General features: G+C 62.7%; 27 protein-coding genes and 1 pseudogene. 21 read left to right on the top strand and 7 right to left on the bottom strand.

Translation table 11 applies throughout. The annotated features are described in order from the left end of the window. Position 1: 1 nt before the first annotated feature. The gene (locus ACYQ8K_RS17105) at positions 2-613 is read left to right on the top strand and encodes a transglutaminase-like domain-containing protein (protein ID WP_459970750.1); all 612 of its coding nucleotides are present in this window, start codon (positions 2-4) and stop codon (positions 611-613) included. A gap of 154 nt (positions 614-767) precedes the next feature. On the opposite strand, the gene ACYQ8K_RS17100 is transcribed toward ACYQ8K_RS17105, so the two are convergent. The 3 genes from ACYQ8K_RS17100 to ACYQ8K_RS17090 all read right to left on the bottom strand — a co-directional run bounded on the left by ACYQ8K_RS17100 (position 768) and on the right by ACYQ8K_RS17090 (position 3751). Beyond that, the gene (locus tag ACYQ8K_RS17100; protein WP_459970748.1) at positions 768-2246 is read right to left on the bottom strand and encodes an FAD-dependent monooxygenase; all 1479 of its coding nucleotides are present in this window, start codon (positions 2244-2246) and stop codon (positions 768-770) included. Next, the gene (locus ACYQ8K_RS17095; RefSeq protein WP_459970746.1) at positions 2243-2809 is read right to left on the bottom strand and encodes a TIGR03086 family metal-binding protein; all 567 of its coding nucleotides are present in this window, start codon (positions 2807-2809) and stop codon (positions 2243-2245) included. Before ACYQ8K_RS17095 ends, ACYQ8K_RS17100 begins: the two co-directional genes overlap by 4 nt. A 177-nt stretch (positions 2810-2986) precedes the next feature. Continuing rightward, on the bottom strand, positions 2987-3751 hold the full coding sequence (locus tag ACYQ8K_RS17090; protein ID WP_459970744.1) for an SDR family oxidoreductase: 765 nt from the start codon (positions 3749-3751) through the stop codon (positions 2987-2989). Positions 3752-3925: 174 nt separating this feature from the next. Between ACYQ8K_RS17090 and ACYQ8K_RS17085 the strand changes: the two genes are divergently transcribed. The 14 genes and pseudogenes from ACYQ8K_RS17085 to ACYQ8K_RS17020 all read left to right on the top strand — a co-directional run bounded on the left by ACYQ8K_RS17085 (position 3926) and on the right by ACYQ8K_RS17020 (position 14659). Next, positions 3926-5224: an NAD(P)/FAD-dependent oxidoreductase gene (locus ACYQ8K_RS17085; protein WP_459970742.1), complete on the top strand. Its 1299-nt coding sequence runs from the start codon at positions 3926-3928 to the stop codon at positions 5222-5224. Positions 5225-5400: 176 nt separating this feature from the next. Next, a pseudogene (locus tag ACYQ8K_RS17080) lies at positions 5401-6045 on the top strand (class I SAM-dependent methyltransferase); the annotation flags it as partial. Between the two features lie 201 nt (positions 6046-6246). Next, the gene (locus tag ACYQ8K_RS17075) at positions 6247-7341 is read left to right on the top strand and encodes a GGDEF domain-containing protein (protein ID WP_459970740.1); all 1095 of its coding nucleotides are present in this window, start codon (positions 6247-6249) and stop codon (positions 7339-7341) included. 210 nt (positions 7342-7551) lie between these two features. Further along, positions 7552-7860 (top strand): hypothetical protein, encoded by a 309-nt coding sequence (locus tag ACYQ8K_RS17070; RefSeq protein ID WP_089152585.1) that lies wholly within the window; start codon positions 7552-7554, stop codon positions 7858-7860. Further along, positions 7860-8768 carry an ESX secretion-associated protein EspG gene (locus tag ACYQ8K_RS17065; RefSeq protein ID WP_459970738.1) on the top strand — a complete coding sequence of 303 codons (909 nt, stop codon included), beginning with the start codon at positions 7860-7862 and terminating at the stop codon, positions 8766-8768. Before ACYQ8K_RS17070 ends, ACYQ8K_RS17065 begins: the two co-directional genes overlap by 1 nt. Positions 8769-8834: 66 nt before the next feature. Continuing rightward, positions 8835-9176: a hypothetical protein gene (locus ACYQ8K_RS17060; protein ID WP_089152587.1), complete on the top strand. Its 342-nt coding sequence runs from the start codon at positions 8835-8837 to the stop codon at positions 9174-9176. 49 nt (positions 9177-9225) lie between these two features. Then, a complete protein-coding gene (locus tag ACYQ8K_RS17055) occupies positions 9226-10218 on the top strand; it encodes a C40 family peptidase (RefSeq protein WP_459970736.1) in 993 nt (330 codons plus the stop codon). A gap of 69 nt (positions 10219-10287) precedes the next feature. Continuing rightward, entirely contained in the window at positions 10288-11469 is a 1182-nt protein-coding gene (locus ACYQ8K_RS17050; RefSeq protein ID WP_459970734.1) for a PPE domain-containing protein, read from the top strand. Positions 11470-11511: 42 nt separating this feature from the next. Beyond that, positions 11512-11814: a hypothetical protein gene (locus ACYQ8K_RS17045; RefSeq protein WP_459970732.1), complete on the top strand. Its 303-nt coding sequence runs from the start codon at positions 11512-11514 to the stop codon at positions 11812-11814. Positions 11815-11877: 63 nt separating this feature from the next. Next, positions 11878-12168 carry a hypothetical protein gene (locus ACYQ8K_RS17040; protein WP_459970730.1) on the top strand — a complete coding sequence of 97 codons (291 nt, stop codon included), beginning with the start codon at positions 11878-11880 and terminating at the stop codon, positions 12166-12168. Between the two features lie 199 nt (positions 12169-12367). Next, on the top strand, positions 12368-12892 hold the full coding sequence (locus ACYQ8K_RS17035; protein WP_459970728.1) for a hypothetical protein: 525 nt from the start codon (positions 12368-12370) through the stop codon (positions 12890-12892). Next, positions 12889-13164, top strand: a complete 276-nt coding sequence (locus ACYQ8K_RS17030; RefSeq protein WP_459970726.1) for a hypothetical protein — start codon at positions 12889-12891, stop codon at positions 13162-13164. Before ACYQ8K_RS17035 ends, ACYQ8K_RS17030 begins: the two co-directional genes overlap by 4 nt. Beyond that, a complete protein-coding gene (locus ACYQ8K_RS17025) occupies positions 13161-14108 on the top strand; it encodes a hypothetical protein (RefSeq protein WP_459970724.1) in 948 nt (315 codons plus the stop codon). Before ACYQ8K_RS17030 ends, ACYQ8K_RS17025 begins: the two co-directional genes overlap by 4 nt. Positions 14109-14377: 269 nt before the next feature. Then, complete coding sequence (locus ACYQ8K_RS17020) at positions 14378-14659, top strand: hypothetical protein (protein ID WP_459970722.1); 282 nt, start codon at positions 14378-14380, stop codon at positions 14657-14659. 423 nt (positions 14660-15082) lie between these two features. Here ACYQ8K_RS17020 and ACYQ8K_RS17015 read toward each other — a convergent pair whose 3' ends face one another. After that, positions 15083-15562: a hypothetical protein gene (locus tag ACYQ8K_RS17015; RefSeq protein WP_459970720.1), complete on the bottom strand. Its 480-nt coding sequence runs from the start codon at positions 15560-15562 to the stop codon at positions 15083-15085. Positions 15563-16120: 558 nt separating this feature from the next. On the opposite strand from ACYQ8K_RS17015, the gene ACYQ8K_RS17010 reads away from it, so the two are divergent. The 6 genes from ACYQ8K_RS17010 (at position 16121) to ACYQ8K_RS16985 (ending at position 22857) form a co-directional block, all read left to right on the top strand. Next, on the top strand, positions 16121-17029 hold the full coding sequence (locus ACYQ8K_RS17010) for a hypothetical protein (protein WP_459970719.1): 909 nt from the start codon (positions 16121-16123) through the stop codon (positions 17027-17029). A gap of 38 nt (positions 17030-17067) precedes the next feature. After that, positions 17068-19347, top strand: coding sequence for an MMPL family transporter (locus tag ACYQ8K_RS17005; protein WP_459970718.1), 2280 nt, complete (start codon positions 17068-17070; stop codon positions 19345-19347). A 185-nt stretch (positions 19348-19532) separates the two neighbouring features. Further along, positions 19533-19814, top strand: a complete 282-nt coding sequence (locus tag ACYQ8K_RS17000; RefSeq protein ID WP_459970716.1) for an acyl carrier protein — start codon at positions 19533-19535, stop codon at positions 19812-19814. A gap of 10 nt (positions 19815-19824) precedes the next feature. Further along, on the top strand, positions 19825-20955 hold the full coding sequence (locus ACYQ8K_RS16995) for an SDR family oxidoreductase (protein WP_459970715.1): 1131 nt from the start codon (positions 19825-19827) through the stop codon (positions 20953-20955). A gap of 4 nt (positions 20956-20959) precedes the next feature. Next, positions 20960-21844 carry an alpha/beta fold hydrolase gene (locus ACYQ8K_RS16990; RefSeq protein ID WP_459970714.1) on the top strand — a complete coding sequence of 295 codons (885 nt, stop codon included), beginning with the start codon at positions 20960-20962 and terminating at the stop codon, positions 21842-21844. Continuing rightward, the gene (locus ACYQ8K_RS16985; protein WP_459970712.1) at positions 21844-22857 is read left to right on the top strand and encodes a hypothetical protein; all 1014 of its coding nucleotides are present in this window, start codon (positions 21844-21846) and stop codon (positions 22855-22857) included. Before ACYQ8K_RS16990 ends, ACYQ8K_RS16985 begins: the two co-directional genes overlap by 1 nt. Here ACYQ8K_RS16985 and ACYQ8K_RS16980 read toward each other — a convergent pair. From ACYQ8K_RS16980 to ACYQ8K_RS16970, 3 genes are read right to left on the bottom strand one after another with little or no spacing between them, the layout of a single operon-like run. Further along, positions 22846-24018, bottom strand: a complete 1173-nt coding sequence (locus ACYQ8K_RS16980; RefSeq protein WP_459970711.1) for an acyl-CoA dehydrogenase family protein — start codon at positions 24016-24018, stop codon at positions 22846-22848. The genes ACYQ8K_RS16985 and ACYQ8K_RS16980 overlap by 12 nt on opposite strands. 55 nt (positions 24019-24073) lie before the next feature. Beyond that, positions 24074-25633 carry an amino acid adenylation domain-containing protein gene (locus ACYQ8K_RS16975; protein WP_459970710.1) on the bottom strand — a complete coding sequence of 520 codons (1560 nt, stop codon included), beginning with the start codon at positions 25631-25633 and terminating at the stop codon, positions 24074-24076. 17 nt (positions 25634-25650) lie between these two features. Further along, entirely contained in the window at positions 25651-25902 is a 252-nt protein-coding gene (locus ACYQ8K_RS16970) for a phosphopantetheine-binding protein (RefSeq protein ID WP_459970708.1), read from the bottom strand. Between the last annotated feature and the right edge of the window lie 17 nt (positions 25903-25919).

Below are 25919 nucleotides of genomic sequence, written 5' to 3'. Positions count from 1 at the left end.
TGTGAGCGATTCCTACCCTGTGCTTCACACAGCAACTCCGAGGGACTTTCTCGGAGAGGATCAATTCATCCAGGTTTCGGACCCAGGTGTTCGGGCGCTCGCGCGAAGGCTGCGGCACGCCACCGGCGATGATGCTCCGTTTGCCAAGGCGGCTTTCGAATGGGTGCGCGATCAGGTCGGACATTCGTATGACGTGTCCGATCCCAGGGTGACGTTGACCGCAAGCGAGGTCCTGCAACACCGGGTAGGCCTGTGCTACGCAAAGTCACACTTGCTGGCGGCGCTGCTGCGCTCCGAAGGTATCCCGACCGGTCTGTGCTACCAACGCCTTTTACACGGCAACGGACACGTCCTGCACGGACTCGTCGCCATCTACCTCGAGGAGGCGTGGCACCGCCAGGACCCACGCGGAAACAACGAAGGCATCGATGCCCAGTTCTGTCTCGGCACAGAACAACTCGCTTGGAAGGTCGATGAATCCCTCCGGGAAATCGACTACCCCCAGATATTCCCCTCGCCTGCACGCTGTGTCATCGACACCCTGCGCGGCGCCACTGACATCCTTGCGCTCTACGACACAGGCTTGCCCACCGAGCTTCCCGGCCGAAATTAGCGCGCCATCGGGGGCGGTTCGTCAATCCTTCTCGACATCCGTCGCACCGATCCAGCGGTTGCAGGCATCGACTTAAGCTGCTGCAACGGTTTTCGGTCATGGTGCGCTGGCCCGGTGATACGAAGGTGCCCCAATCCGGTCGGTGCCGGTGGCTTCAACGGTTGGCTGGTGATGTGGGCCGTGGGGGTCCAAGCCAGCTGGTGAGCGCTGTAGTGAGTCCGGTTTGTGTGCCGTTTCCGACCCAGGCGACGTAGCCATCGGGTCGAATAAGCACGGCGTGAGGTGTTGTGACGTTTCCGATGATAGGAAGTTCCCAACCGCCGGCGTATTCGGCGTGGATTACCGACAGCGTGTGTGCCCATGGGGAAGCGTCGAATGACCATGGCGTGCGAAGGTTGAGGAGTACTGCCTGGCCGTGGTGAAGAAGGGTACAGACCCGTGTTGGGCCGGCCGCGGTATGTACGTCGATGTCGGGCATGCGTCGGCCAAGTTGGGGGTGTCCATGGCCGAGGTCGTAATGGATGTCCAGGCCGCACATCATCGCGGCGATCCGTCTGCGCGGCCCGTCCAAGGCGATCAGCTCGGATACAGCGTCGCGTAGCGCATCGATGCGAGCGCCGCTGCCGTTGAGTGCGGTTTGGGCCATGGTGTTATGAAGTACGTTGGCGGCCACGGGATGTCGTTCGGTGTGGTAAGTGTCCAGCAGCATCTCTGGTGAGGTGCCGTTGATGACGTGGGCCAGTTTCCAGCCCAAATTCATCGCGTCTTGCATGCCGGTGTTGAGGCCTTGCCCGCCAATCGGGAAGTGCACGTGGGCGGCGTCGCCGGCCAGCAACACCCGACGATCGCGGTAGGACGACGCTTGTCGCGTGACGTCGGTGAATCGGGAAATCCATGTGGCGCTGCGTATTCCATAGTCGGTACCGCGTATCGTGATCAGTGCCTCGCGAACGTCATTGAGGGTCGGCTCGCCGATTTTTCCGACATCGGGTTCGGCCACCATGACCCGCACCGGTCCGTCGTCCTCCAACTTGAAGAAAGAGTGGAACCCGCCAGCGCGGTGCATACCCCACGGCGGATCCTCGCCCATTTCGACGTCGGCGAGCAGGCAACTCGTTGAAGGGTCCCATCCTGGGAAGTCGATGCCGGCGTTCTTGCGGATGAGGCTGCGCCCGCCGTCGCAGCCGATCAGGTACTGCGTTCGCAACGTCGCACCGTCGGACAGTGCGACATCGACACCGCCGTCGTCTTGCGTGAAACCCGTTACCTCACAACCCAAGCGGAGGTTTGCGCCGAGTTCACGCGCCCATCCCGCCAGGGCGCGCTCGATGCGGTACTGCGGCAGCCCCAGCCCATAGTTATGCCGCGCGGGCAGATCGCCAATGGGGAGCGGAATACCCGCGTAGTGCCCGATTTGGCCGGTCCATCCTTGCGTGAGGAATCGGTCGACGATGCCGCGTTGGTCGAGTATCTCGAGGGTGCGTGATGTCATGCCGCCGGCGCGTGATCCGGCGAGATCGTGGTGGGTGCGCCGTTCGATCACGGCGATGTCGATGCCAGCCAGGGCGAGTTCACCGGCGAGCATGAGGCCGGTGGGGCCGGCGCCGACGATGAGAGCATCGTGGTCGATCATGTGGAGTCCGCGGGAAAGCCCGGGACGACACGGCCGGACAGGGCGGCCAGGCGGTCGATGGCAGGGGCATGGTCGTCGATGGGTTGCGGCGGGGCGAACTGGCCGCTGCGCTGCAGAGCCGCGGCATGCCGCTGGGCGAAAGTCAGCGCTTCCAGCGCCAGATCGCCTGCCCCGTGTCGGGACTGGCCTGTGGCTGCGGCGATGTCCCAGCCATGGAGGAGCAGATCGGCAACGCGAAGGGCCAGCCGGCTGCGCAGCTGGGTCGGGAGATCTGTTGAAGGCGCAACCGTTCGGGCGAGTGCTCGCTGCATTACCGCCGTCGAGAAACGGTAGCGGTCCAGGAGATCGCCGGGTTCTTCCGAGCCGCTGAGGGTTTGGCTACCGGTTGGGTGAAGTTGCTGAGCGAAACTGAGGTTGACCTCGACAACGTGTTGGGTCACCTGGGTGACGTTCCAGTCTGTGCACGGGGTGGGCGCCTCCCATTGGGTGCTGGTGAGGTGCGCAAGCAGGTCATCCACGGTCTGAGCGGCGCGAGCAAAGTGTGTCGGGTCGGCAAAAGCCATGTCCGGGATCCTCTGCGATCTGGTTCGGGAGCCGGCGGTCTCGTCGAGGGTTATCGGGGGGCCGAATAGCCGGAATCAGCAACCGACGCGGATGGTCGTATCCCAGCGCGTCGAATACGTTGTGCACGAAGGACGTCGGCATGAACTGGCGCGCCTCTTCTCCTTTGGGTCGATCGACTAGTTGGCGAGCAACTCGAGATAGTCGACCCCACCGACATAGATCGTATCTTTCGCGGATCCGGGGCCGACCGCGGCAAGGGCGATCGCTGTGGCGAATTCGTCGAGGGACGGCAGCGGGCCGTGGGCGCGGCGAGCTTCAACAGCGCCCGGGTCGCGGCGGTGGAGTAATCGAACGATGATCGTTCCGTCGATCATGTCGCCGGAGACCACGGTCAGTGAAACGCCGCGGGTAGCGAGCTCAGGGCGCATGGCGCGCAGGGAGTCTTCGCCGGCACGTTTGCTTGCAGCGATCGGAATGTAGTCCTCCGGTACGGGTTTGAGGCCATGGAAATGGGCTTGGTGGCTGGTGACGAAGACGACGCGACCGCCAACCGGTATCAGCGGCAAGGCCCGGTTAAGCAGATGCGCCGGGGCGTCACGGTTGATATGCATCGGGTAGGCGGGGGAGGCGCCGCGCTCGAGCCCGCCTGAGGCGTTAAGGATCAGTACATCAAGGTGTCCGAATTCGTCTCGTACAAAACGGATGACCTCGGCACGTGCTAGCGGATCGCAGACGTCGAGGCGGATGGCTGAGGCTGATCCTCCTGCAGCGGTGATGTCGTCGACCACGCTGTTGGCGCGCTTGGTCTTTTCGCGATAGGTGACGACCACGTGGTTGGTGGGGGAGGCGAGACGGCGCGCCGTTTGCGCGCCGACACCGCGCGACGCGCCGGTGACCAGAATGATCCGCCGCCGCACCGGCGCCCGCTGGTGTCGATCCATGGCTTCTGCCTTTCTGACGTGCACTATCAGCCTGTGCTCCCTCGTTGGGGAGGGGGCCTTCGGAGGTGTCAGGACGCCATCCTACCGAATAAATAAGAAAAATAAGAGAAAATTGTGGTATCAGTAAGAACAGCTCCGCGGCGCTATTCATCGATCCAGGGGCCGGAGGTTGCGATGGAGTCTTTCGATGTGGTGGTGGTCGGCGGTCGGTGCGCGGGATCGCCGCTGGCTACGATGCTCGCCCGGCGCGGAATCAACGTCTGCGTCGTTGATCGGGCCAGATTTCCCTCTGAAACACCCTCAACCCACATGATTCAGCCGTGTGGTGTGCGCATCCTTGACGAGCTCGGCGTGCTGGAAGCTCTGTTGGCCGCGGGAGCTGTTCCGTTGCGGGACTTCACCATCGTCAGTGACGACGTCCGCATGGACGCCACCGTCGATGACGTGGCCGAGCATCCGGTGCTGTGTGTGCGGCGAGTGACGTTGGACGTGCTGCTCCTAACAGCCGCCGAAAAAGCGGGTGCCCACGCGCGCACCGGACTGCGCGTCGCCGGGCTCCTACGAGATGGGGACCGGGTGACCGGGGTTCAGACCGACAAAGGGCCGATCGATGCGCGCCTCGTCGTCGGCGCGGACGGGCGACACTCGACGGTTGGCGCCGAGGTCGGCGCGCAGGAATACCACGTGACGTCGCCAGGGCGCATGGCTGCGTGGGCCTATTTCGAGGGTATCGACCGTAATGGCCTGGCCCTGCTGGGCCGGATGAAGGACATGGCCTACCTCGCCGGCGCCACCGATGGCGATCTGTACATGGCGGCAATCGCGCCGGACCTGAGCCGGGCCGCTGAATTCCACGCGGACCGTGACAGATTCTTCACGACCGCCATCCGGCAATGGCCCGAGCTGGCCGACGTTATGGCGGGCGGACAGCGGGTCGGACCGCTGCGCGCTTTCGTCAACTGGCATGGCTACTTTCGTCAATCCGCCGGCCCGGGTTGGGCGCTCATCGGCGACGCCGGACACTTCAAAGACTTCACCCCAGGACAAGGCATCGCAGATGCGCTACGCCAAGCGCAGCGGCTCGCGCACAGCATCGTAGATGGCCTGGGCGCGGGCAGCCTTGACCGTGAGTTGCAGCGCTGGTGGCGCTGGCGTGACCACGACGCCTACGACATGTATTGGTATGCGGCGCGTATGGGCCAGCCCGGCCCCGCCTCGCCATGGACAAACTGCATCCTTCGCGAGATCAGCTCCGATGCCGACGCGGCGCACTCATTCCTGCGCATCCTTAACCATGACCTCCCACCCTCTAAGCTGTACACGCCAGCCCTGGCGTTGCGCGCCGCCGTCCGCACGATCCGGCAAGAGCCCCGCCACGCCACAGCGACAGTCAAAGAGTTCTTTTCGGTTGCGGGGCAAACCATTCGCCAAACCAGACAAAAACGAAACACGGCTCCAGACATGGCCATCTGAGGACATCTGAATGGGTGCGGCATGAACACAGCTCGGTACAGCATGGGGCTCGGAGACTCCGATGCCCACCGCCTGAAACTGCTCGGACAGTTCTACGATCCCAGCACATCGGCTTTCCTTGAGGCCGCCGGAGTCGCACCCGGTGATTCAGCGGTCGATATCGGTGCGGCCACGGCGGAGCCACTGATCGGATCGCTGCCCGTGTCGGCGATGCCGGAAGGGTCTACGCCGTGGATGCGTCGCCGCAACAACTACAGATCGCCCGCAACGCACTGGCCCATCGCCGCAACGTGCGGTTCGTCGAAAGAAGTCTCGAGGACGATCCGCTTGACGGTCAGCGCGTCGATTGGGTTTACAGCCGATTCCTGTTGATGCACGTCCAGGACCTTCGCAGTGCCCTTACCTCGATGGCGGCAATGGTTGCTGACAGGGGCGCCCTGCTGCTCGAGAGCGCTGATATTGGCAGTCTGCGGTTCTGGCCTGATGACGCGGCTAGCGGCCTATGGCGTGACTGGTGGTACAGGTTAGGGCGAGCGCGAGGACTCTGCTTCGACGTTGCCGACAGGATTGAGGATCTCCTCGTCGAGTCGGGCTTTACGATTCACCGCAAGGATCGCTATCAACCGATTACCTCAAGTGCAGAGGCCAAATGGGTTCACGCCCTTGGCTTCGAGCAGTGCATATCCGCCTATCGGGACGAAATCGGCGTTGCTGTCGAGCAAATCGAAGCCCACCACCGCTACCTTGACCGGGTCTTGCGCGACCCGGGGGTGACGATCTCCCTATTCGAAAACGTGCAATATATCGTTCGCTGCTCTTGATCCGAGTCTCGCATTTTGGTGCCTGGATTCGAGCTACCAAAACGCGCATGCATCGTCCTGACGCTGAGGCTGCCGGGTCCCTGTCGTTCGTCTGGAAGCAAGATGGTGGGGCGATATCGGACATTTGTTACTAACCGCGTTGTAAATTCGACTCGTGTCGTATAGCGTTGCCGTCACCGTCGATCCCTTCCTGCGCAGGTAATGTCGGCGATTAGCTGGTTGCGACAGAGCCAGCACTACGATTGGCTGTCGGGATATCTCGCGGCGCGGCGTTTGATCGTGATAACCCGCGTCTTGATGGCCATTCTTGCACTGTCGTACATCGTGTGCCTGCTCGCGCTGTTGGCCGGCGGGGATGGCCCCCGCGGGGCTGTTCCAGTTCTGATGACCTGGATCGCGTGCGCTGGCGGTGTGGCCGGGTTGCTGTTGTGGGTGTGGCGCTGGCCAACCCGCGCTCAATCGGTGGCCTTCGCCGTCACGCTCAATACCGGCATCGCGTTAGCGTGTCTGGTGTGCCCTAATCCGCTGGCCGGAATAATCGGGTGCATCGCCTTCGCCACGAGCGGCGCATATATCGCGTTTTTCTTATCAACCGGGTTGGTCCTCTACAACTTTGTTGTGGCTGCCGCCGTCGCCGCCACTCAGGCGGCACGGCTGGCAGCGTCGGGACATCCCACTCTCGCCGGGGTGGATCTGTGGCTGGTGGTCGAGGTGAACATCGCCCTCCCAGTGGCCATCCACGTCCTGATTCGTGCTGTAGCAGGTGATTTGCTGCAGGCCGACCAAGATCCCTTAACAAACCTACTCAACCGGCGCGCCTTCAACCACAAAATACTGGGGCTGATCACCACCCGCCGCACCGTCGACGCCCACTTGGTGGTGTTGGTCATCGACCTCGATAACTTCAAAGCTCTCAACGACAGCCACGGCCACGCCGCCGGCGACCAAGCACTGGTCGACGTTGCCCACCGATTGCAAACCCTCGCCGGCGACTACCAAGCGGCGCTCGCACGCAGCGGCGGCGAGGAATTCTTCCTCGCCGCCATTTCGCCGACGTGCAACGCAGAGGCTTTGGCAACCCAGGTCTGCGCTGCTGTCGCCACCTCGCCTTCCGGAGTCACCTCCAGCGTCGGTACCGCCTGCGCCCTACTTGTTGACGACACACGCGCCCAGCATCGGGCACTCCTTAAGGACCTCATCACCGCCGGCGACATCGCGATGTACCGCGCCAAACGCCGAGGCGGCAACCAATCCCACCACCACGGACTCCTACGCCCATCCCAAGACCTAATCTGATCAGCCCGGTTTACCGAGGAACAGCAGTGTCAACGAACGTGGGAATGCTGGTGGGGCTTGACGCCTCCCGTCCCTACGCCGGGGGATTCCAACTCGTTTAGGCCTACCCCACGGCTAAAGCTCGGGGACCGGGGCGCTGCGTACCTTCCGATGGTAAATGCCGGCTCGTTACGCGGGGTAGTGGCAGTGCGGACGCTTTAGACTTGTCGGATGATGGATTTCGGACTTCTTGGTGTTCCCGAGATTGAGGCTCTTCTGTCGGGGTTGCATGGTTTCAACCTGGCGACGATGGCTGAGAGTCTGGCGTTGACGGGTACCGCTCACGGCGTGACGCCTCCGGGCGCAGAATTGGCGTCGCTGACGGCGAATACGGGTATCCAGGCGCAGGTTGCTGATCTTGACGCGATCTGTCAGGCGTCGGCGGCGAATATCATGGCGTATTTGATGGTGTCGCAGTCGAATACGGCGGGTTCGGTGGCGACCGACCTGGCGTCTGCTGCGCCGTTCGCCATGGTGTAGTGAGCGGGCGGTTGTTTAGCGCTTACCACTGGGATTATCTGCATCGTCAGGGCTTGGTGGTGTCGTATCCGGTTCAGCTTGGGCCGTCGCCGTGTGGTGGTGCTGATGTGGATTTCGAGGTGCGTGAGGATCTCCTCGGCTGGGGGGTGCTGGAGGACACCGATTCGGGTTTGCGGTTATCAGCTTCTCGGAAGCCGATTTTCGATGCGTTTAGCGGGCCGCCAGTGAGTTTGTTTGGCACGACGCTGTTGTACCGGGACCAGGTGGACTCGGCGCCGGACCTGTCGGGTGTGTCGGAGTCGTTGCGTGCGGTGTTGGCGGCCGGGGTGAGCACGGTGCCGATGTCGAAGTTCGTGGTTGCCGCGACAGATGCTGTGGTTGCCGGAGCTGTGCAGTTCAACGGACTGGTGGCGTTGGCCGGTATTGATTGCGCGCACGCGGATTCGGTCACTCAGGCGGCGCGGCTGTTGTGGGAACAGTTGTCGCCGGGTCCTGCGTATGAGTCGTTGTCGGAGATGACGTTTCCGATGGCAGCGCTAACGGCTGTGTCCAAGGTGCGCATGGATGGTGATGATCGGCAGGATTGCCAGGCCGTAGCCGAGGTGGTGTTGGCTGACTGCGGTGTGCCTGGGCAGGACGCTGATTTCCTCGCGAAGCTGCTGCAGGTCCAACCGGACGCGGCAGCCCAGGTGTGTGTGTCTGTGTGGTCCAACCACAAGCGATTGGATGCCCAGGATGCCGCGGTGGGGTTGTTGCAGTTCGCCGCAGGTGCCGTATTGACCTATCCATGCTGGCGTTTGGACGGTAGCTGCTATGTCACCTACGTGCCCGCGACTGTTGAGCGTTGGGAAAAAGCGATCGTGGATTATGTGGAACATTATCAGCGGAGGCTTGAGGCTGTCGCGTGAGTTCTGCGTTACCGCCCCGGCTTTAAGCGGTCTCGGGTGCATCAACCGCAGTTATGCTTGTGAGCTATGACTGATACCTCGGTTGATCTGGAGCAATTGCGTGGCGTTTCTCGTCAGCTGCGCGCCATTGCCGAGGGTGATCTCAGCGCGTTGATCAACGATCATTCGGAGTTGCTCAAGACGTATCGCGGGGATGCTTCGGCTAATACGGTCGACGGGGCGCCCGCGGGTATCTATGCGGACACGGTGGCCGTGCTCGAATCAGGTGTGCATGACGTGTCGACAAAGTTTCAAGCGATGAAGGCCGAGCTACTCAAACTCGCTGACCACATGGACGCACACGCACAGGGGGTCGACAACGATGAAAGCGATGCCTCGCAAAAATTCACCTACGGCACCACAACTTAACTGGTCGACGCTGCAGTCCCGATGCGGGCAGCGGTCAGCGTGAGGCGCGATGGCTACCGACACCACCGTTGATTCTCCGGTCGTTAACGGCAATTTAACGGGACTGGACGGCGCCGTAGGGGCGCCCGGCACACCCGCGGCTGGGCCAGGGCGCCAAGGCCTCGACGCCCCGCTCACCGGCGTCAATGATCGGGACAAAGGACTGCGGAATTCGGGTAGTCACACCATCGCCAACTCGGGCGCAGGTGCGCGTGACATTGTTGATGGCGACACCGCATCTGCCGCTAAATTCGGCCAGGCTGGCCTAAAAGGGCCCGGCAGTGGGGGATTGGGCAGCGGCGGGGGCGGCAACGGACTGGACGCCTTCAAGAGCAACATGTTGGCTCCGGGCAGCATGCTGCAGTCCGCATTCACCGAGCCGCTGCAGGCAGTCCAGGGTTTAACGCGGCCACTTGAAGGCGCGCTGTCGGCGCCGCAACAGTTGTTGTCGCCGTTGAACTCAATTCTCGGCGGTGGTGGAGCACCCGGGGGCTTGGGTGGCTCGCTGAACCCGATGAGCGCGGTGGGGTCGACGGGCGGCAGCGGGGGGCTGTCGGGAGATCTCAAATCGCGCCTGGATCAGTTTGTCTCGTCGACCGCGGGCCGCGTGGATTATGCGTGGGGGGGCGGGCACGGAGATGGCGCTGGCCCCACGACGGGGCGCCCGGATGGCGGCGGGGCCGGCGACGCGCACGGCGACTATGCGAAGAGCGGTGTGGACTGCTCAGGCTTCACGAGGTGGGCCTACGCTGAGGTCACCGGCCACGACGTACTTGGTAAGTCCACGTCGGAGTCTCAATTTGCCGGCGGCCGTGCTGTGGGCAGCCCGCGGCCCATGGATGTGGCGTTTCCGCCGTCCGCGTTTTCCGGCGGCGGCGGGCCTCACCATGTTCAGCTGTATTTGGGTGACGGAATGATCGCTGAGGCACCGCAATCCGGCGAGAAAGTTCGTATCCGACCCGTGTCACCCGGGACACAGTTCCGACGGTATCTACCGGATTAGGTGTGACGTGGACGCGAAATTCGTTGCAGTTAGCGGGATCAGCGCAAAGCGCGGGATCTGGGTGATCGCATGACTGAACCCTGGCCTACCTATACGCCGGAGATGAACGCGTTTCGCATGGAGGCAGGAACCGGCCCGGAGACGTATATGGCTGCAGCGACGGCGCTTTCGGCGTTGGCGGCCAGTTTTGAGATTCAACAAGGGGTGCTGCTAGCGCACGCCGGCGTGATGGCCACGCTGTGGCCGGGGCTCACCGTGGCTGCGCGTCAAGCCAAGGTCACCGCTTACAGTGCATGGCTGGATACGATGATGGCCGAGTGTGCGCGACTGGCGGCGGCATGCGTTGTCATCGCCGAGGCCTACACGTCTGCACGTGCGGGCATCATTCCGTCCGCGGCGTGTGTTCAGAACCGGATCAGCCAAGCAGCCGCGGTCGCAACCAACTTTTGTGGCATCAACCAGCCGTTGATCACGTTTTTGGACACGGCCTACGTCGAGCACTGGACGCAGAACGCGACGGCGATGACCACTTACGATGCTCAAGTCATCACGGCATCGGCCCCGGTGCCTAAAATGCCGCCGCCGCCACTGGTGAATCCGGCCGAGCCCGCTCTTGATGCCGCCCAGCAAGCAGTCGGTGACGTGGCTCAAAACGCCGCCGGGTCGATCACCAATCAGGGAACGGACGCGTCGCAATTCATGCAGCCTCTGCAGGAGGCGATGTCAGCGCCCCAGCAGCTGGTGGGACAGACCGGGCAACTGATGCAGCCCTTCCAGCAAGCACTCTCGGCGCCCGAACAGATGATGGGGCAGTTCATGTCTGGGCTCAACGGCATGAGCAGCGGGGGCATGGGCGCTGACAACCTGTCATACAGCCCGCTGGCGGCGATGGGTGGAGCCGGTATGGCTCCCACTCTGAGCGGGGCCTCGAGCGGCGGTGCATTCGCCAGTGGCGGTGTTGGAGGTTTACGCCCGGCGCTGGCCGCCCCCACAGGCGGGCTGAGCACGATGTCGAGCACGCAAAGCCTTTCTGCCGGCGCTAGATCCGTTGTCCCTGCATCGAGTTCACCGATGAACGGCATGGGCAGCGGCGGCCTCGGTGGTGCTGGAATGCGGGGAAAGGAGGAACAGTCGTCCCGACAGCCGGTTGCAATCGAAGCAGGGGTCGCACCAATCGCTGATACCGATTCAGTGCGAGCAAATGAAATCCTTGCTACGTGGCTTCCTAAGCGAGCAGGCGGCTTACACTAGTTTTTAAACACACGCATTGTCTAAATGAAAGGATCGTCGGCAATGGATGTTTTGATTGACCACGCGGCTGCGAACGCAACCGTTTCGCAGATCGATGAACACCGGGAAGCCCGGTATCACTTGTGGCAGCAACTGCTGCGTGAATTCGAGGACCTGAAAGCCTCAGGCGCAATGCTCGGGCAAGCTTCCGAGGCCTGCCAGCTCGCGGTGATGCGCGTCAACGATGAAGTCGAGCGGCAAAATCAGTCCGAAATTCAGCTGATCGAGCACATCAGGAGCGCACTGGCCGACGACCTGCACAACGAAGCAGAGTCCGCAGCCTTGTTCGTGCCACACGGCCACTAACAGATACACGACACGGCAACAAACAACCGAGTCACGAATATTTGCAGAGAGGAATGCAACACAATGTCTGATATCGTTCAGTATCGCCCGGGTGCTCTTGACGCAGCGGAAGCGTCGCTGACGGCCACCCTGAATTCCATGAAACAAGCCGGCGATGATGAAATGCGGTCGATGACCCAATTCGTCAACGAATCATCGGGCCAGTTCACCCAAGCATTGGAATCAGAAAAGGCAAAGATCACGCAAATCCAGACCGATGCCGCGCAGGTGGTCAACCAGATCATCACGTCGGTGGGCGAAGCCAAGATGCAGAACGCAGCGCGCGACCTGCGGTCGGCCAACTCGATTCTCTAAGTCGGGTCTGCTGGCAGATCGAATATGTCAACTCCCGCTGGATGCTACGGGGCCGCCTCAGGTCCCGTGACCGTCACCATGCATGGAAGCGGGGACATCGTCTTACCTCTCGTCACGATTGGTGATGTCCCCGTTTCCGGTGCAGACCTCGAGACCCGGATACGGGCCTGCCTCGACGTTTTGGACATGCGCGCCGCCGATGATTGAACGGCCGCACGGCGATGACGCCGACCTGATCATCGTCGACGGCTGGCCCGCGGCGTTCAACGAGGACCTCCTACATCAGGCCGCTAACCACCATCGCCGTGTCGCTGACGTCCTCGCCGAACACGCGCATCCGCACTTGACGGCCGCTCACCGTGAAGCGCAGACCCGCATGGACGGCGCCTTGGCTACCCGGTCAGCCAGCCAAATGAGTCTGCACATCGCAGATACCGAGAGCTCCTACCGCCGGCACCAACGCTGCGCCGATGAGCTGGACAGTTTCGCGCAGACCGTCATCAGCACCAAAACAGGGATCATCGGCGCGGTCGACGAGTTCACCGCTAAGTGGGCTCAAGCCCTCGGGCTAGCCATCCGCGAGGGCTGGCATCAGCACCAGTACAACAACTACCGCAGCGAATTGGTCAGGGCGGGGCGCTGCGCCATCAAGGCCGCAAACACCAACCTCGAGTGTTCCTATGCCGAACTGGGGACCACATTGAAAGCAGAATTGGACGCATGACCGTCAGCGTGAATATCGACACGATCAATGCGGCTCTGACCGAACTGCAACACACATTCGACGAAAACAATGAGCGCCTCGACAGGATCGGCGCATACATGGACGACCCTAGCGAACCAAGCATCATCGTCCGAGTCAAACACGGAAAAATACTCGACTTCGCCGCGAGCAATGCCGTCACCGCTCTCGGGACGAAAGAACTCGAAGAATTAATTAACGCCGTGATTTTCGGCGCGTTCCTCGACTGGTATGAAAGAGTCAAAGCGCCATGACACGGTCCGATCCGCCCACCACCCCGGAAAGCGTCACCGAATCGCTACAAGCCATCGGAATTGATGGGGAAGGTGCAGCTGGCGAAGCGTGGCGTTCTGAATTACGCACAAACGCGAACATTTCCCAGCATCTATCCGAGATCCTCGCAGCCGTAAAATCCGCGAAAGAACGCGCCGAAGTAAACCTCGCCAATTATAAAGCTGCCGCACCAAGCCCAGCGGAAATAGAAGCGGCTCAACAGGAAGTCTTCGCCGCCAGCCGAGACGACGATCCCCGGCACGCAGACCGCCTCAAACACGCAGAAGAACGACTCGGTGAACTACTTGCACGCAAAGAAGCCGCTACCGACCAATACGAAAGCGACTCGAAAGACAACATCGACGACTTAGACGCAGATCGCCACGCCGCCGACCAAACGCTATCCCCAGAGGCCCGCGCGAAACTCCAGCAAATGCTTTCCGGACTCGCGGCGATCCCGCAGCAAATGACCCCCCAGCAACCTCAGGCGGCGCCGCAACCAGCTTCGGCGGGCTATCCCAGCCCAGCATCACCCGCCGGGTCAGACATTGCAGACAGCGGGTTCAACCCTGACTGTGCATACGACAACACCGCCGCCGACCAACCCGCCCAAACCCACACCGCCGGCGATACCACGCCGTTCACCGCCGTACCGACACTGACGAATGTCACCACCGCTGCGCCCATAGATGTCGCAGGCACACCGATCGCCACATCCGCCGGACAAACCACCGAGGGCCCCAGCGCCCCCAACACCGGTGCATCAGGGCTCATGCCACCGATGACACCAGGAATGGGAGCAGGCGCAGGCACCCACAGTGCGCGCCGCGAGGCATCACCAGCAAAAGACGGCAAGAGCGTCGACCGCGACGAAATCCTCAACGGCGACGACATGCTCAGCCGCAGCGTCAACGGCCGCCTGTAACCCCCCGACGCATCGCCAACCAAGCTTTTCGACGAACGAAATACGCAGCCAGGCCAGGGATTCGGCCGGAAACAGCCGAAGCGCCCTCACCCGGGGCTCGCGCCATCGCGATGAGAACATGCCCTGGTGTCCCGTCCGTCCGCGCGAACGGGCGGCGGAGCCAATCGCGACCGGTAGCAGCACCCAATTTCGGCTATCGCACAAGCATCGACTGACCGGCAGCGTGGGTGCTGCTGCACGAGGCAACCTGAGCAACAACAATCGACGAAATGAACGACTGGACAGAATCTGAGCTGGCCTGGCAATTAGCCGACCAAATCGGGCCGCTGCTAGCGGACCCGGATCGCGACCAGCTCTACACCACCATCGGCGCGGGACACTCGTTCATCGCGATCGACAAGATGCTGCAGATAATCGTCCAACGTCACCTGACAGTCCCCCGAGAGCTGGTAGCTACCCTTGCCGAATGGCTCGACGCATACGCCCACAGTCACGACGCGCCGCGCCTCAACGAACTACTCTGTCTTATCAAGGGCCTGCAGCAAGGTTGACCGCGAGGAGGTCAGGCGAGGCCGCGAGACATCCCGAAAGCGTATTCGGTCTGGCCGGTGGCAAGCCACCATGGCAGAATGGTGCCATGCCCTCCAAGCACAAGCATCCGGCCATTACGCCGCGGCCGGCCCCTGAGCTACGGGAGCGCGCCAAAGAGGCTGTTGCCGAGGTGAACTCGACATTGAACGGGCACATCATAGACTTTCTGCGTTGGCTGGTGGGAGACACCGATGAGTTGCCCCCACGGCCTAAGAAACCCATCCCACCCTTCAAGCAATGAATGCGTCTCACGCAATCACGGGTCGAAGTTGATGATCTTGGTAATTGCAGAACAACGATCGCGCAGTTTGGTTTCTTCCCCAATGAAACCAAGATTACTGATGGTCAGACATCGAATGTTGTTGGTGGCGCGGCTTATTGAGCTATGGTCTGAGCGCGTTGCTCAGGTTGTTCCATGCCGCGCGGCTCGCTGCTGCCCTTTCGGCTTTGAGTCGTCGCCGCAGGGAGCGTGCGTCAACTACGTATCGCAAGTCAAGCAGCCATTGATCGAGTACACGATTCTTGTGCAGCGCCATTTTCGTAATCTGCTCGCGCGTCAAACTCGTTGGCCCGCCGGACTCGTCATGAGAACTCACGACGATGCGACCGCGAAGGAAGGGAACGTTCTTTGCGGTTGACGGCGTGGCCGCTAACAACAGCTCTGTCGCGGGGCGGTTCACGTCGCGAGAAGCCTGCCCTATTGGGTGGAACCAGAAGTCCAGATAGCCGAAACGACTTGCAGTGGAGATGCTTTCGATCCGGACGGCCCCCAAGTATGCTGCGATCTCGTCCAGGGACGCTAGATCGACCAATCCGTCCGGATCAAAATAGTTGTTTCTGGGACTTAGGAAAATGACGATCACAATTCGATTTTATGTGGCTGCGATCGTTGCCTGATCGTTTAAGCGACCTACCGCTGCCTCGTTTTTCCTTCGAGTTTTGAACTCCGCCGCAAAGAAACATAGATCTGGTTCCTGTGCGGCAATGCCAAGCGCGCTATCCTAGGAATTCGCGTAGTCAATCCCGACTGACCTCGCGATGATACAAGAAGTTGGAAGGTGGCCGTCCGCTTAGCGGCGAATTACTGAGGCCGATCGGCTCACTGAGTTTCCAACTTGAGCGGTGTCACAGCATTAGGTAGTTTGACGTGCATTAGTTCGTCTTGAGCGGCGTTGACGGGCAGCGGCAGACGGTGCGCGCGGAAGAGCGGATGATTGACTGAATTCGGTGCTGCAAGAAGTGATTCGGTTCTGCAGTGGGTGTCGCCGGTTGAGGGGCATAGTCGAGCACTGTCGCAGATGTCGGTTTCTCGCCTACGAGGCCATTTGTCGGTTCGGTCGCGAGGACTTGACCACTCTCATGTGAAAATGCTGGCCGAGTGTTCGGATCTGTTACCTCCGATCGTTGTGCACAGTGGTTCAATGCGGGTGATCGACGGATTGCATCGCCTACGGGCCGCTGAGCTTCGCGGGCGCGACCAGGTCGATGTCGCGTTGTTTGATGGGACCGAGGAAGAGGCGTTTGCGTTGAGTGCGCTACTCAATGTTCGCCAAGGCCTGCCGTTGCCGCTGCAAGATCGTAAGGCTGCGGCAGTGAAAATTCTTCGGAGTAGTGCGGGCTGGTCTGATCGCGTTGTTGCGAGCGTAGTTGGTTTGTCCCCCAGGTCGATTGCGAGCATCCGGCAGTGTTCGACTGGCGATAGTCGTCAGTTGGACCGCCGGGTCGGTCGGGACGGTAAGGCGCGGCCGGTCGATCCAGTTGCAGGAAGGCTTCGCGCTGTGCGGTTACTTGCAGAGAATCCGGAGTTGTCGTTGCGCCCGCTGGCGCGTGCCGCGGAGATATCGATTTCTACGGCGCGTGACGTGCGGCTACGGCTGCGAAATGGTGATGATCCTGTTCCCACTCGTCTCCGCCGTTCACTCAACAGCTCCTCGCTCGGATCGCGGGAGAATAAGAGCAATACTGGGCCGCGGACGCGGCCTGGAGAGCATCGTGGTGCTGAAGATGAGACGGTGTCGGTCGTGCCCGAAGTGCGCGAGCCCGTGGAGGGCGATTTATCGCGCGTAGAAAACCGAACCGTGTCTTTTGATCTGAGCTTGGAGCGGCTGAAAAGAGACCCTGCTGTTCGCTCCAATGAGGCGGGCCGCAACTTGGTGCGTCAACTCGTAGCAGCTCGCCTCGTCGTGACGTACTGCCAGCAGGTGTTGCCTTTCGCCCCTCCGCATTGCTTGGCGACCGTGGCTGACCTAGCTCAGATTCAGGTCGAGGCATGGCAGCAATTGGCCGAGTCAGCTGATGCGTCGGCAGAGACGAAACGAGCGCTGGTATGAGCCAAGTCCGGCAGCAGTTATGTGAAAGAGGGTGAGGCATGCTGCGTCGGATTGCGTTGCTGGCTTTGGGTGCGCCTCGGCGGGTCATCGCCGTATCGCTGCTGGTTTTCCTGGCAGCTATCGTCTTTGGTGTTCCTGTCGCGAAAAGCCTGTCTGCTGGTGGGTTTCACGATCCCGCGTCGGCGTCGTCGCAAGCGAGTCGGTTGTTGGCGCAGAAGTTCGGCGAGACCGATCAGCAGCTTTTGCTGGTGGTGTCGGCGCCGGCCGGCGGCGCCCGCGGTGAAGCGGCGCGCGGTGTCGGTATCGACATCGTCGAGCATTTGCAACGTTCACGCTTTGTGCTGAATGTGTCCTCGCCGTGGACGTCGGCGCCGCAAGCCGCGGCGGCGTTGGTGAGCAAGGACGGCAAGTCCGGCCTGGTCATCGCCAACCTCAAGGGCGGGGAAAATGATGCGCAGAAATACGCCAAGTCGCTGGCTGCTGAGGTGGTGCACGACCGCGATGGCGTGAGCGTGCGCGCCGGCGGTTTGGCGATGGCCTACGCCCAGGTCAACGAGCAATCTGAGCGGGACCTGTTGATGATGGAAGCCATCGCGATCCCGTTCAGCTTCCTGGCGATGGTCTGGGTGTTCGGTGGCATGGTTGCGGCCGCGCTGCCGGTCGCGGTGGGTCTGGTCGCGATCGCCGGATCGATGGCGATCCTTCGACTGATCACGTTGACCACCGACGTGTCGGTCTATGCCCTCAACCTCACCACCGCGCTGGGATTGGCATTGGCGATCGACTACACCCTGTTGATCATCAGCCGCTACCGCGACGAGCTGGCTGAGGGTAGCCCCCCTCGGCAGGCGCTGATCCGGACGATGCAGACCGCTGGCCGCACAGTGTTGTACTCGGCGACCACCGTCGCCTTGGCGATGGCGGTGATGGTGCTGTTCCCCATGTATTTCCTGCGGTCGTTCGCCTACGCCGGCGTGGCGACCGTCGCATTCGCCGCCGCCGCAGCGGTCGTGGTGACCCCGGCGGCGATCGTCTGGTTGGGCCCGCGACTGGATTCCCTGGATATCCGGCGACTGGGCCGCAAACTGGTGCGGCGCCCCGCACCGGCGCCCAAACCGGTCCAGCAAGTTTTCTGGTACCGGACTGCCCGCGTCGTGATGCGCCGCGCATGGCCCGTCGGACTTGCCGTGACCGCGGTGATCGTGCTGGCAGGGGTGCCGTTCCTCGGAGTGAAGTGGGGCTTCCCCGACGACCGCGTGCTCCCGCGCTCGGCCTCCGCACACCAAGTCGGCGACCAGGTGCGCGCGGACTTCGCCAACAGTGCGGCCACCGCTGTGTACGTCGTGATCCCCGATGCGCGCGAGCTTGATGCCGGCGACATCGGCCGCTACGCCGCCGAGTTGTCCCAGGTTCCCGATGTTTCGGCGGTCACCGCGCCATCCGCGACGTTCGTCGCGGGCAACCCGGTCGGCCCGCCGGCCGCGCCCACCGGAATCGCCGACGGCAGCGCGTTTTTGACCGTCGCCAGCACCGCACCGCTGTACTCGAAGGCCTCCGACGCCCAGCTCGATCGGTTGAATGCGGTCGCCGGGCCGCGAGGCCGGATGGTTCAGCTGGCGGGGTTGGGTCCGATTAATCGCGACGGGGTCGACGCCATCACCGCGCGGCTGCCGCTGGTACTGGGTCTGATCGGCGTTATTACCGCGATCCTGATGTTCTTGATAACCGGCAGTGTGGTGCTGCCGGTCAAGACCCTGGCGCTCAACGTGTTGTCGCTGTCGGCGACGTTCGGTGCGCTGGTCTGGATCTTCCAAGATGGCCACCTCGGCGGTCTGGGAACCACCACCACGGGGCGCCTGGTGGCCAACATGCCGGTGTTGCTGTTTTGCATCGCGTTCGGGCTATCCATGGACTATGAGGTCTTCCTGGTCTCACGGATCCGTGAATATTGGCTGGCATCACGGAAAACCGACGCCGACAACGACGAAAGCGTCGCGCTCGGTGTGGCCTACACCGGCAAAGTGATTACCGCCGCCGCGCTGGTGATGGCGATCGCGTTCGTGGCGCTCAGCGCATCGCAGGCCTCGTTTATGCGCATGTTCGGTGTCGGCCTGACACTGGCCATCATTGTCGATGCCACCTTGATGCGGATGATCCTGGTTCCGGCGTTCATGCATGTCCTGGGACGAGGTAACTGGTGGGCCCCCAAACTCCTTGTGTGGCTGCACAACAGGATCGGGGTCACTGAGTCCCCGGGTACCGATCCGCGAGCACACGAGGTTGCCCCCGTCGACGCGGCTCTTGCCGATGAACACTAAGCGCCGGGGGAGGATTGGCCACCACCTAGCGTCCGCCACTGTTTGGCCGCGACCGGTTTCAACGCAAACACCAGAGGTCCGGTGGCTACTATGACCGGACTAGACCCCGTGCGGGATGGGCATTTTCCAGCAACAACTGAGCAAGAGCCGCGTGTCGAACACTTATCGATGAGGGAGCAATCGCCTTGGCCGACGCTGATGACGATGCCGAACGCACACAGATCCAAGCCGCCATCACCGCTCTGGTCAGCCGAGCTCTCGGCGACCCGCAGCAGCCAGAGCCGCAGCCGCACGAGGAATTTCGCGCGCTCGGGCTTGATTCCCAATCCTTTGTCGCGCTGATCGCCACTGTGGAGCGTCAGTTCGGGATTCAGTTCGGCTTGGACACACCACCAGAGGCATTCGCCAGTATCGCGCAGCTCACCGACGAGGTGTTGCGGCTGAGTTCGGCCCAGATTGCGAATTGAGAGGCAGGCCATGGGAGTTCTTGTGACCGGCGCGACGGGCAGCGTCGGAATCGGCTTAATGCTAGAACTGCTGGAGAGCACTTCGGCAGAGATTGTTTGCCTGGTCCGCGGCCCCGATGACGACACCGCGCAACGCAGGCTGCACGCCACCCTTCTGGAGGCAGCCGAGGTCTACGAGCGCGCCGAGCTGGCCGAAGCCATCACGAGGCGGTGCCGGGCTGTAGCAGGCGATGTGACCGAGCCCGGCTGCGGAATCGACGACCTCGCACGCCTGGGTGAGGTCGACGAAATGTGGCACCTGGCGGCCTCGTTGCGCTACCTGGACAAGCATGAGGACTCCATCCGGGCGGTCAACGTAGAGGGCACCCGCCAGGCCATCGCGTTGTCCCGCCGCGCGGGCATCGAGGTTTTCAACCACGCCAGCACCATTGGGACAGCCGGAGCGCAATCCGGCATCCACTACGAAGAGCCCATCCCGGCGGATGCGCCGATGAACAACGCCTATGAACGCTCCAAGCGTGACGCCGAGTATCTCGTCGGCGCCGCCGGGTTCACGACCGCCCGGATCATGCGGCTGCCGATCATCATCGGGCATAGCCGCACGTATGCGATGGCGGCCTGCACCCCCAGCGGTGTCTACACGCTGATCAACGAGATGAGCCGGTTCCACGCCGAGGTCGAGGATCGGCTCGGCTCCTACTTGGAGCATTACGGTGTCCAGGTCATCGCGGAGCCGGACGCGCGCAATGCCGCGCTGCCCATCGATCGTGTCGCGCAGGCGATGGTCACGTTGAGTCAGTGCGCCGCGGAACCGGGCTTCTACACGATCGCCAACACCGCGCTGGGCAATGTCGGTGTGTTGATGGCAGGCATCGCCGACGCGCTGGGCATCTGTGAGCCACGTTTCGTCCAGGATCGCGCGATGTTGACCTCGATCGATCAAATGTTCACCGACAAACTGCGTTTCCACGCACCGTATTTGATGCAAGACCACGTCTACGACTGCGCCAACCTGTTGCGCTACGTCAACCCCGAGGTGATCCACTTCGCAACCCCGCGCGAGGTCCTCGCGGCCTACGCAGAACACCACCTGGCGCACACCGGATCGCCGGTGGCGGCCGTGGGAAGCGTTGAGGGCTAACGGCATGGATTTCACACGCCCAGAAACGGTGGACATGCGGTATCGGAGCGGGCAGCGCTGCGCGACCCGCAACGGCGGCGAACTCTACGTCGAAGTCGACGGCCAGGGGCCACCGATCGTCTGTTTGAACAACTTCTTCATCGTCGCGCCCGCCTGGCGCAACTTCACCCCGACCCTCGTGCAGCATCACACCGTGGTGAAGTACGACCTGCAAAATCAGGGCGTCTCCACCCAGCGCGGCACGGACTTCCCGCTCGGTGAGCACGTCGAGGACCTGCTAGATCTGCTGGATTTCCTTGCCCTGGACAAAGTCACGCTGATCGCCTCGTCGATCTCCACGCTGATCGCGCGTGACTTCGCGCTCAAATACCCCGAGCGGGTGAGCGCGACCATCATGGTCGGACCCGCCTTCACGCCCTACGGCAACACCCGCCTGCAGCTCGTCCTGCGCGATCTGATGTATCGGCTCGACGCCGGCGGGGCACGAGCGGTCTTCGAGTATCTGTACCCGCTGGTGTTCGCCGGCGCCCAGGTCGAAAAAGGCGGCACGGCCAGCTATCTGGGGCTGCGGCAGCATTTCTTGGCGCTCAACTCCAAAGCCCAGATCCGCGCATGCCTGGCCGGCGTCATCAACCAGCCTGATCGCCCAGATATGGTGGCGCGACTGGCGGTTCCGACCATGTTCATCATCGGCGATGGCGATCACCAGTGGTCGCCGAGCATGCTCGACGATGCCTGCGCACTGTTGCCGGGCAGTCGGGGGTGCGTGATTCCCCGCAGTGGGCACATGCCGATGGTGGAGCAAACCGAGCAGTTCGAGGCGGCCGTGCTCGATTTCGTCGCATCGCTGGAGCAGCGCGCCGCGACGGCCACAGCAGCGGGCACGTGATGGCCGGCCGGGCACGCGTTGAGGACACTGCGACCTCGCCCGACTCCACCGACGATGGCGTGTGGTTGCAGGCGCTTTCGCAGTTGACACCTGTACCCCGCCAGTACGCCTGCCCGAGCGTCGCCCCCGAGGATGCCCCAACGTTTCTGGGGTGCGATGCGGCCACGCTGGCGGCGCTGACCGATCACGGATTGCCGGACTATCCGTCGGGATACGACCAGTTCGACCTGATCAATCTCGCGCTGCATGCACGGCTGGGCACATCGATCCCCGAGGTCAGCCTTGGGTTTTTGCTGCGCTTCATCACCGATGATCCTGCGACATGGACGTCGTCGATGCAATGGAGGTTCAGCGCCCAGGGCAGCTGTGAAGCCAACCGCGATGCCGCCCGGGACCGCACACCGGTCGCGGGTGAACGCTGGGTGTTGTGGGCTCCCGAAACGGGGCGCAATAGTACTGCGCCCCAGGCCGGCAACGGCAAAGTCACCGTCGCTGGCCCCACATTGTCCTTCTCGTGCGAGACTGCCACCGCCGGCCAGTCAGCGGCCATCCAGTCCGCACAGATCCGCGCGGTGGTCGATGAAATCATCGACGCCGGTTACACGTTCACGCGGATGCCGACCGCCGCGCAGCGAGACGGCTCCTGGATGCGAGGGCGCCGAATCTTTGACTGCGTGAGCATCAGCGCCGAGCTCGAGCGCAGATTCGCCGCGCGCGGATTGCAGTGCCGCACCCGTTATGGGTGGCTGGCCGCGCTCGCCGCGTCCGGGCATGCCTGGATCGAGGTCCTCGACGAAGATGGCCAGTGGAAACCCGTCGACCTCGCGCTGCGCTCGCTCGCGCAGATCCTCTACCCCGAACACACGCAGTTCCAACAGTTTTGCCTGGGGTCGCGGCTGAATCGGTTGATCCCCACCGGCTGCCCCATTGACCAGCCGCTGATCACCCATGTCTGCGACGGCGTTATGGACGACAACGACCAGCGAGTGAGCATTCAACAGCTACGGCAGTGAGCTGCCGGCGGCTTCGAAGGCGAGGTCTTTGAGGAGTTCATTAACCCCTGCGGTGATCGGGGAGGCGACCGCGTCGCGGTACAGACGCGCCGGAATGGAATCCTCACGGTAGCCGCGGGCCCCATGCAAGTGCATGCACGCCAACGCTGCAGCTAATTCCAGATCGGTCGCTTTCTGCTTCAGTGTCGCCGCGGTGAAGGTGTCCAGGCGGCCTTGACTGTGCTGCCAGGCCGCGGCATAGGCGAACTGGCGAACCAGCGCCAGCTGGCCGGTCAGGTCGGCCAGACGATGCCGCACACTCTGGAAACCGCTCAACGCGGTGTCGCCGACCATGTGGGTCCGGATATGCGTACTGAGAACTTCGAGGGTATAGCGGGCACCTCCAAGAGCGAGAAAGCCCGCGATGAGCCGTTCAAAGTCCAACGCACTCATCAATTGCAGGAGTGCACGTCCTGGCTTACCAAGCAGGTTGCTGGCAGGCACGGGCAAGTCCTCGAAAACCAGGGATGCCACACCGGAGCTGCGGAACCCGAGCGGTCTTTCAGGGGCCCGTCTCACTTCAATCCCGTCGATATCGGCAATGAGGATGCTTGCACCGGCTAGGCCGGCCGTTCGAGTCGACGTGATCGCGACCGTCACCGCGAAATCAGCCGAGACACCGTTGGCCACATGGGCTTTCACGCCAGCTAGCCGGTAGTCGTGGGTGTCAGCGATTTCGGCAGCACGCGAGGCGATGTTGCGCAGATCAGATCCCGCATGCGGCTCGCTGATCGCCAGCGCGGCGACCTTGTCGCCGCGCTGGGCTGGCTCCAGGTACTTTCGGCGCTGTTCGTCATTGCCGAAGAGGCGCAAGTACGACGCGGCCATGTAGGCGTGTACGGCGACGGCGGCGCGCAGGCCGGCATAGCCCGTGCGGCCCAATTCCTCGCAGAACACCGCACTGTCGAGAAACCCGGGCCCATCATGAGGTAATCCGAGCAGCCCCTGGGCGCCCAGCGCTTGCCACGCTGTCCTCGGAATACGCCGTTGCTGTTCCCACGAATCGGCGTTCGGTAGCACAATCTCGGCCAGAACGGCGCGGACACGTTCCCGTAGGGCCTCATGCTGGTCGTTAAGGATCGGACCGGTGCTCTCGGTGCCATCGCTCAGTGATGCGGTCATGGCGATCCTCCTGGGGCGTGTTGTGGCTCAGGCACATTCGCGGCCTACGGACGGGTCAGGCAGGGGAGAGCAATGCGGTGCGGTCGATCTTTCCGGTCTCGCCAAGGGGCAGCTCGTCGACCACCGAGACCATCTTCGGGATCATGTAGGCGGGTAGCCGGGCGCTCAGATGGGCGCTGACCAGACCAGGTAATTCTGCCGACATAGCGGGGTCCTCGGCGATGAGGAAGGCGGCCAACGCCCGCTGTCCAAGGCTTGGTTCGTAGGGGGTGACGTAGGCGGCGCGCACCGCGGCGAGTTCTTCGATGCGGTGGCGTACTTCGCCGAGCTCGATGCGGAACCCGTTGATTTTCAACTGATCATCGCGGCGACCGCAGAACACCAGCCGACCGTGCTCGTCGAGGTAGGCCAGATCTCCGGTGTGGTAGAGACGTTCGAGATGGGGTCCGATCGCTGCGTCGAAGAATTCGGCTGCGGTGCGCTCGGGCAGCCCGAGGTAGCCGGGACTGAGTCCGGGACCGGCCAAGTGCAGTGCGCCGATTTCCCCCGGGGCGCACAACCGGTCCTGGTCGATCAGGTAGGCGCGGGTGTTCTGGATCGGCGTGCCGATCGGCACGGTGGTGGTGTCGGCGGCTATCTCGTTGATCGGGTGATAGGTGGCGAACGTTGTCGCCTCGGTCGGGCCGTAGACGCTGACGATCCGGCCAGGCCCATAGTGGTCTAATGCCCGGCGCATATGCCGGATCGAATGGGCCTCGCCGCCGGTGAGGATGGTGCCCACGGAATCGAAGCTCTCCGGGGCCTCATCGACGATGGTGTTGAACAGCGCGGTGGTGACGAACGCGACGTCGCAGCCGTGCGCCTGGACGGTTTGGCGTAGTCGAGCGAGCCGCACGAAGCGATCGGGGTAGATCACGCACACGCCCCCGTGTAGCAGCGGCGCCCAGATCTCGAAGGTAGCTGCGTCGAAGGTGACTGGCGCCAAGTGCAGGACCCGCACCCCGGGTGTCAGGGGCGCATACCGCGAGCCGAAGACGAGCCGGGCGATGCTGCGATGGCGGATGGGCACACCCTTGGGCCGCCCGGTCGACCCTGAGGTGAAATTGATGTAGGCGATCGCATCAGGTGCAACGGTGGGCAGCTCCACCGGGCGAACGAGCCCGTGGTCTGCGGTGGCGGCGATGACCGGCCTGCCGAACAGCTGACCGACCGGGTCGGCGGCCACGACCCGCTGCACGCCGGCGGCATCGAGCAGCTCGGTGATCCTCCGCGTCGGCCACTGCACATCAATCGGGAGATAGGTTGCCCCGCACAACACGGTTGCCAGCGCGGCGGTGACCATCTGCGGGCCCCGCGGCAGGGCCACGGCGATGACGTCGCACGGCTGCGCGCCATGGTGCAGCAGACGGTGCGCCAGGCCGGTGGCCGCGTCATTGAGCTGGCCGTAAGTCATGGTCAGCGCACCGCGACACAGTGCTGGATGATCTCGGCGATCGGCGACTTGGCGGGCGAATAACTCACCAATCGGCAGGTCAGGATAGCCGGCGTGGGTGTCGTTGAGCTTGTCGTGGGCGGCCAGTGCGGCGTTGTCGGCGTAGATGTCCCTGACGGTCATGCGGTGCAATCCCAGCCTTACCGGTGGGGTGCGGTTTCCAGCAGGTTCGCGTGGATGGTCGCAGCGATCGCGGCGATGGAGCTGCGCTCATAGAGGTCATCGGGACTCAGGGCGTCCTCACCGTAGGTGGCGTCGGCGCGGTTCATCAGCTTGACCGCGGTCAATGAGGTTCCGCCGCAGGCAAAGAAGTCGTCATCAGCGCTAGTGATCTTCAGCCCCAAATCGCGGCACCACGCAATGATTTGGTTTTCGATCGTGGCGATGTCCATGTCTAGAGTTCCTTCCG

The sequence above is a fragment of the Mycobacterium sp. MUNTM1 genome (genome assembly GCF_054660795.1).
The sequence above is the reverse complement of the archived record's forward strand: the minus strand, read 5'-3'. Positions and strand labels throughout refer to the sequence as shown.

Coding starts and splice junctions, on each gene's coding strand:
- ACYQ8K_RS17035 (WP_459970728.1), top strand. CDS start 12,368: ATGATTGAACGGCCGCACGGCGATGACGCCGACCTGATCATCGTCGAC.
- ACYQ8K_RS17020 (WP_459970722.1), top strand. CDS start 14,378: ATGAACGACTGGACAGAATCTGAGCTGGCCTGGCAATTAGCCGACCAA.
- ACYQ8K_RS17010 (WP_459970719.1), top strand. CDS start 16,121: ATGCGGGTGATCGACGGATTGCATCGCCTACGGGCCGCTGAGCTTCGC.
- ACYQ8K_RS16995 (WP_459970715.1), top strand. CDS start 19,825: ATGGGAGTTCTTGTGACCGGCGCGACGGGCAGCGTCGGAATCGGCTTA.
- ACYQ8K_RS17075 (WP_459970740.1), top strand. CDS start 6,247: ATGTCGGCGATTAGCTGGTTGCGACAGAGCCAGCACTACGATTGGCTG.
- ACYQ8K_RS17045 (WP_459970732.1), top strand. CDS start 11,512: ATGGATGTTTTGATTGACCACGCGGCTGCGAACGCAACCGTTTCGCAG.
- ACYQ8K_RS17055 (WP_459970736.1), top strand. CDS start 9,226: ATGGCTACCGACACCACCGTTGATTCTCCGGTCGTTAACGGCAATTTA.
- ACYQ8K_RS17040 (WP_459970730.1), top strand. CDS start 11,878: ATGTCTGATATCGTTCAGTATCGCCCGGGTGCTCTTGACGCAGCGGAA.
- ACYQ8K_RS17005 (WP_459970718.1), top strand. CDS start 17,068: ATGCTGCGTCGGATTGCGTTGCTGGCTTTGGGTGCGCCTCGGCGGGTC.
- ACYQ8K_RS16990 (WP_459970714.1), top strand. CDS start 20,960: ATGGATTTCACACGCCCAGAAACGGTGGACATGCGGTATCGGAGCGGG.
- ACYQ8K_RS17025 (WP_459970724.1), top strand. CDS start 13,161: ATGACACGGTCCGATCCGCCCACCACCCCGGAAAGCGTCACCGAATCG.
- ACYQ8K_RS17060 (WP_089152587.1), top strand. CDS start 8,835: ATGACTGATACCTCGGTTGATCTGGAGCAATTGCGTGGCGTTTCTCGT.
- ACYQ8K_RS17095 (WP_459970746.1), bottom strand. CDS start 2,809: ATGGCTTTTGCCGACCCGACACACTTTGCTCGCGCCGCTCAGACCGTG.
- ACYQ8K_RS17050 (WP_459970734.1), top strand. CDS start 10,288: ATGACTGAACCCTGGCCTACCTATACGCCGGAGATGAACGCGTTTCGC.
- ACYQ8K_RS17070 (WP_089152585.1), top strand. CDS start 7,552: ATGATGGATTTCGGACTTCTTGGTGTTCCCGAGATTGAGGCTCTTCTG.
- ACYQ8K_RS16970 (WP_459970708.1), bottom strand. CDS start 25,902: ATGGACATCGCCACGATCGAAAACCAAATCATTGCGTGGTGCCGCGAT.
- ACYQ8K_RS17100 (WP_459970748.1), bottom strand. CDS start 2,246: ATGATCGACCACGATGCTCTCATCGTCGGCGCCGGCCCCACCGGCCTC.
- ACYQ8K_RS16985 (WP_459970712.1), top strand. CDS start 21,844: ATGGCCGGCCGGGCACGCGTTGAGGACACTGCGACCTCGCCCGACTCC.
- ACYQ8K_RS17085 (WP_459970742.1), top strand. CDS start 3,926: ATGGAGTCTTTCGATGTGGTGGTGGTCGGCGGTCGGTGCGCGGGATCG.
- ACYQ8K_RS17030 (WP_459970726.1), top strand. CDS start 12,889: ATGACCGTCAGCGTGAATATCGACACGATCAATGCGGCTCTGACCGAA.
- ACYQ8K_RS16975 (WP_459970710.1), bottom strand. CDS start 25,633: ATGACCGTCAGGGACATCTACGCCGACAACGCCGCACTGGCCGCCCAC.
- ACYQ8K_RS17090 (WP_459970744.1), bottom strand. CDS start 3,751: ATGGATCGACACCAGCGGGCGCCGGTGCGGCGGCGGATCATTCTGGTC.
- ACYQ8K_RS16980 (WP_459970711.1), bottom strand. CDS start 24,018: ATGACCGCATCACTGAGCGATGGCACCGAGAGCACCGGTCCGATCCTT.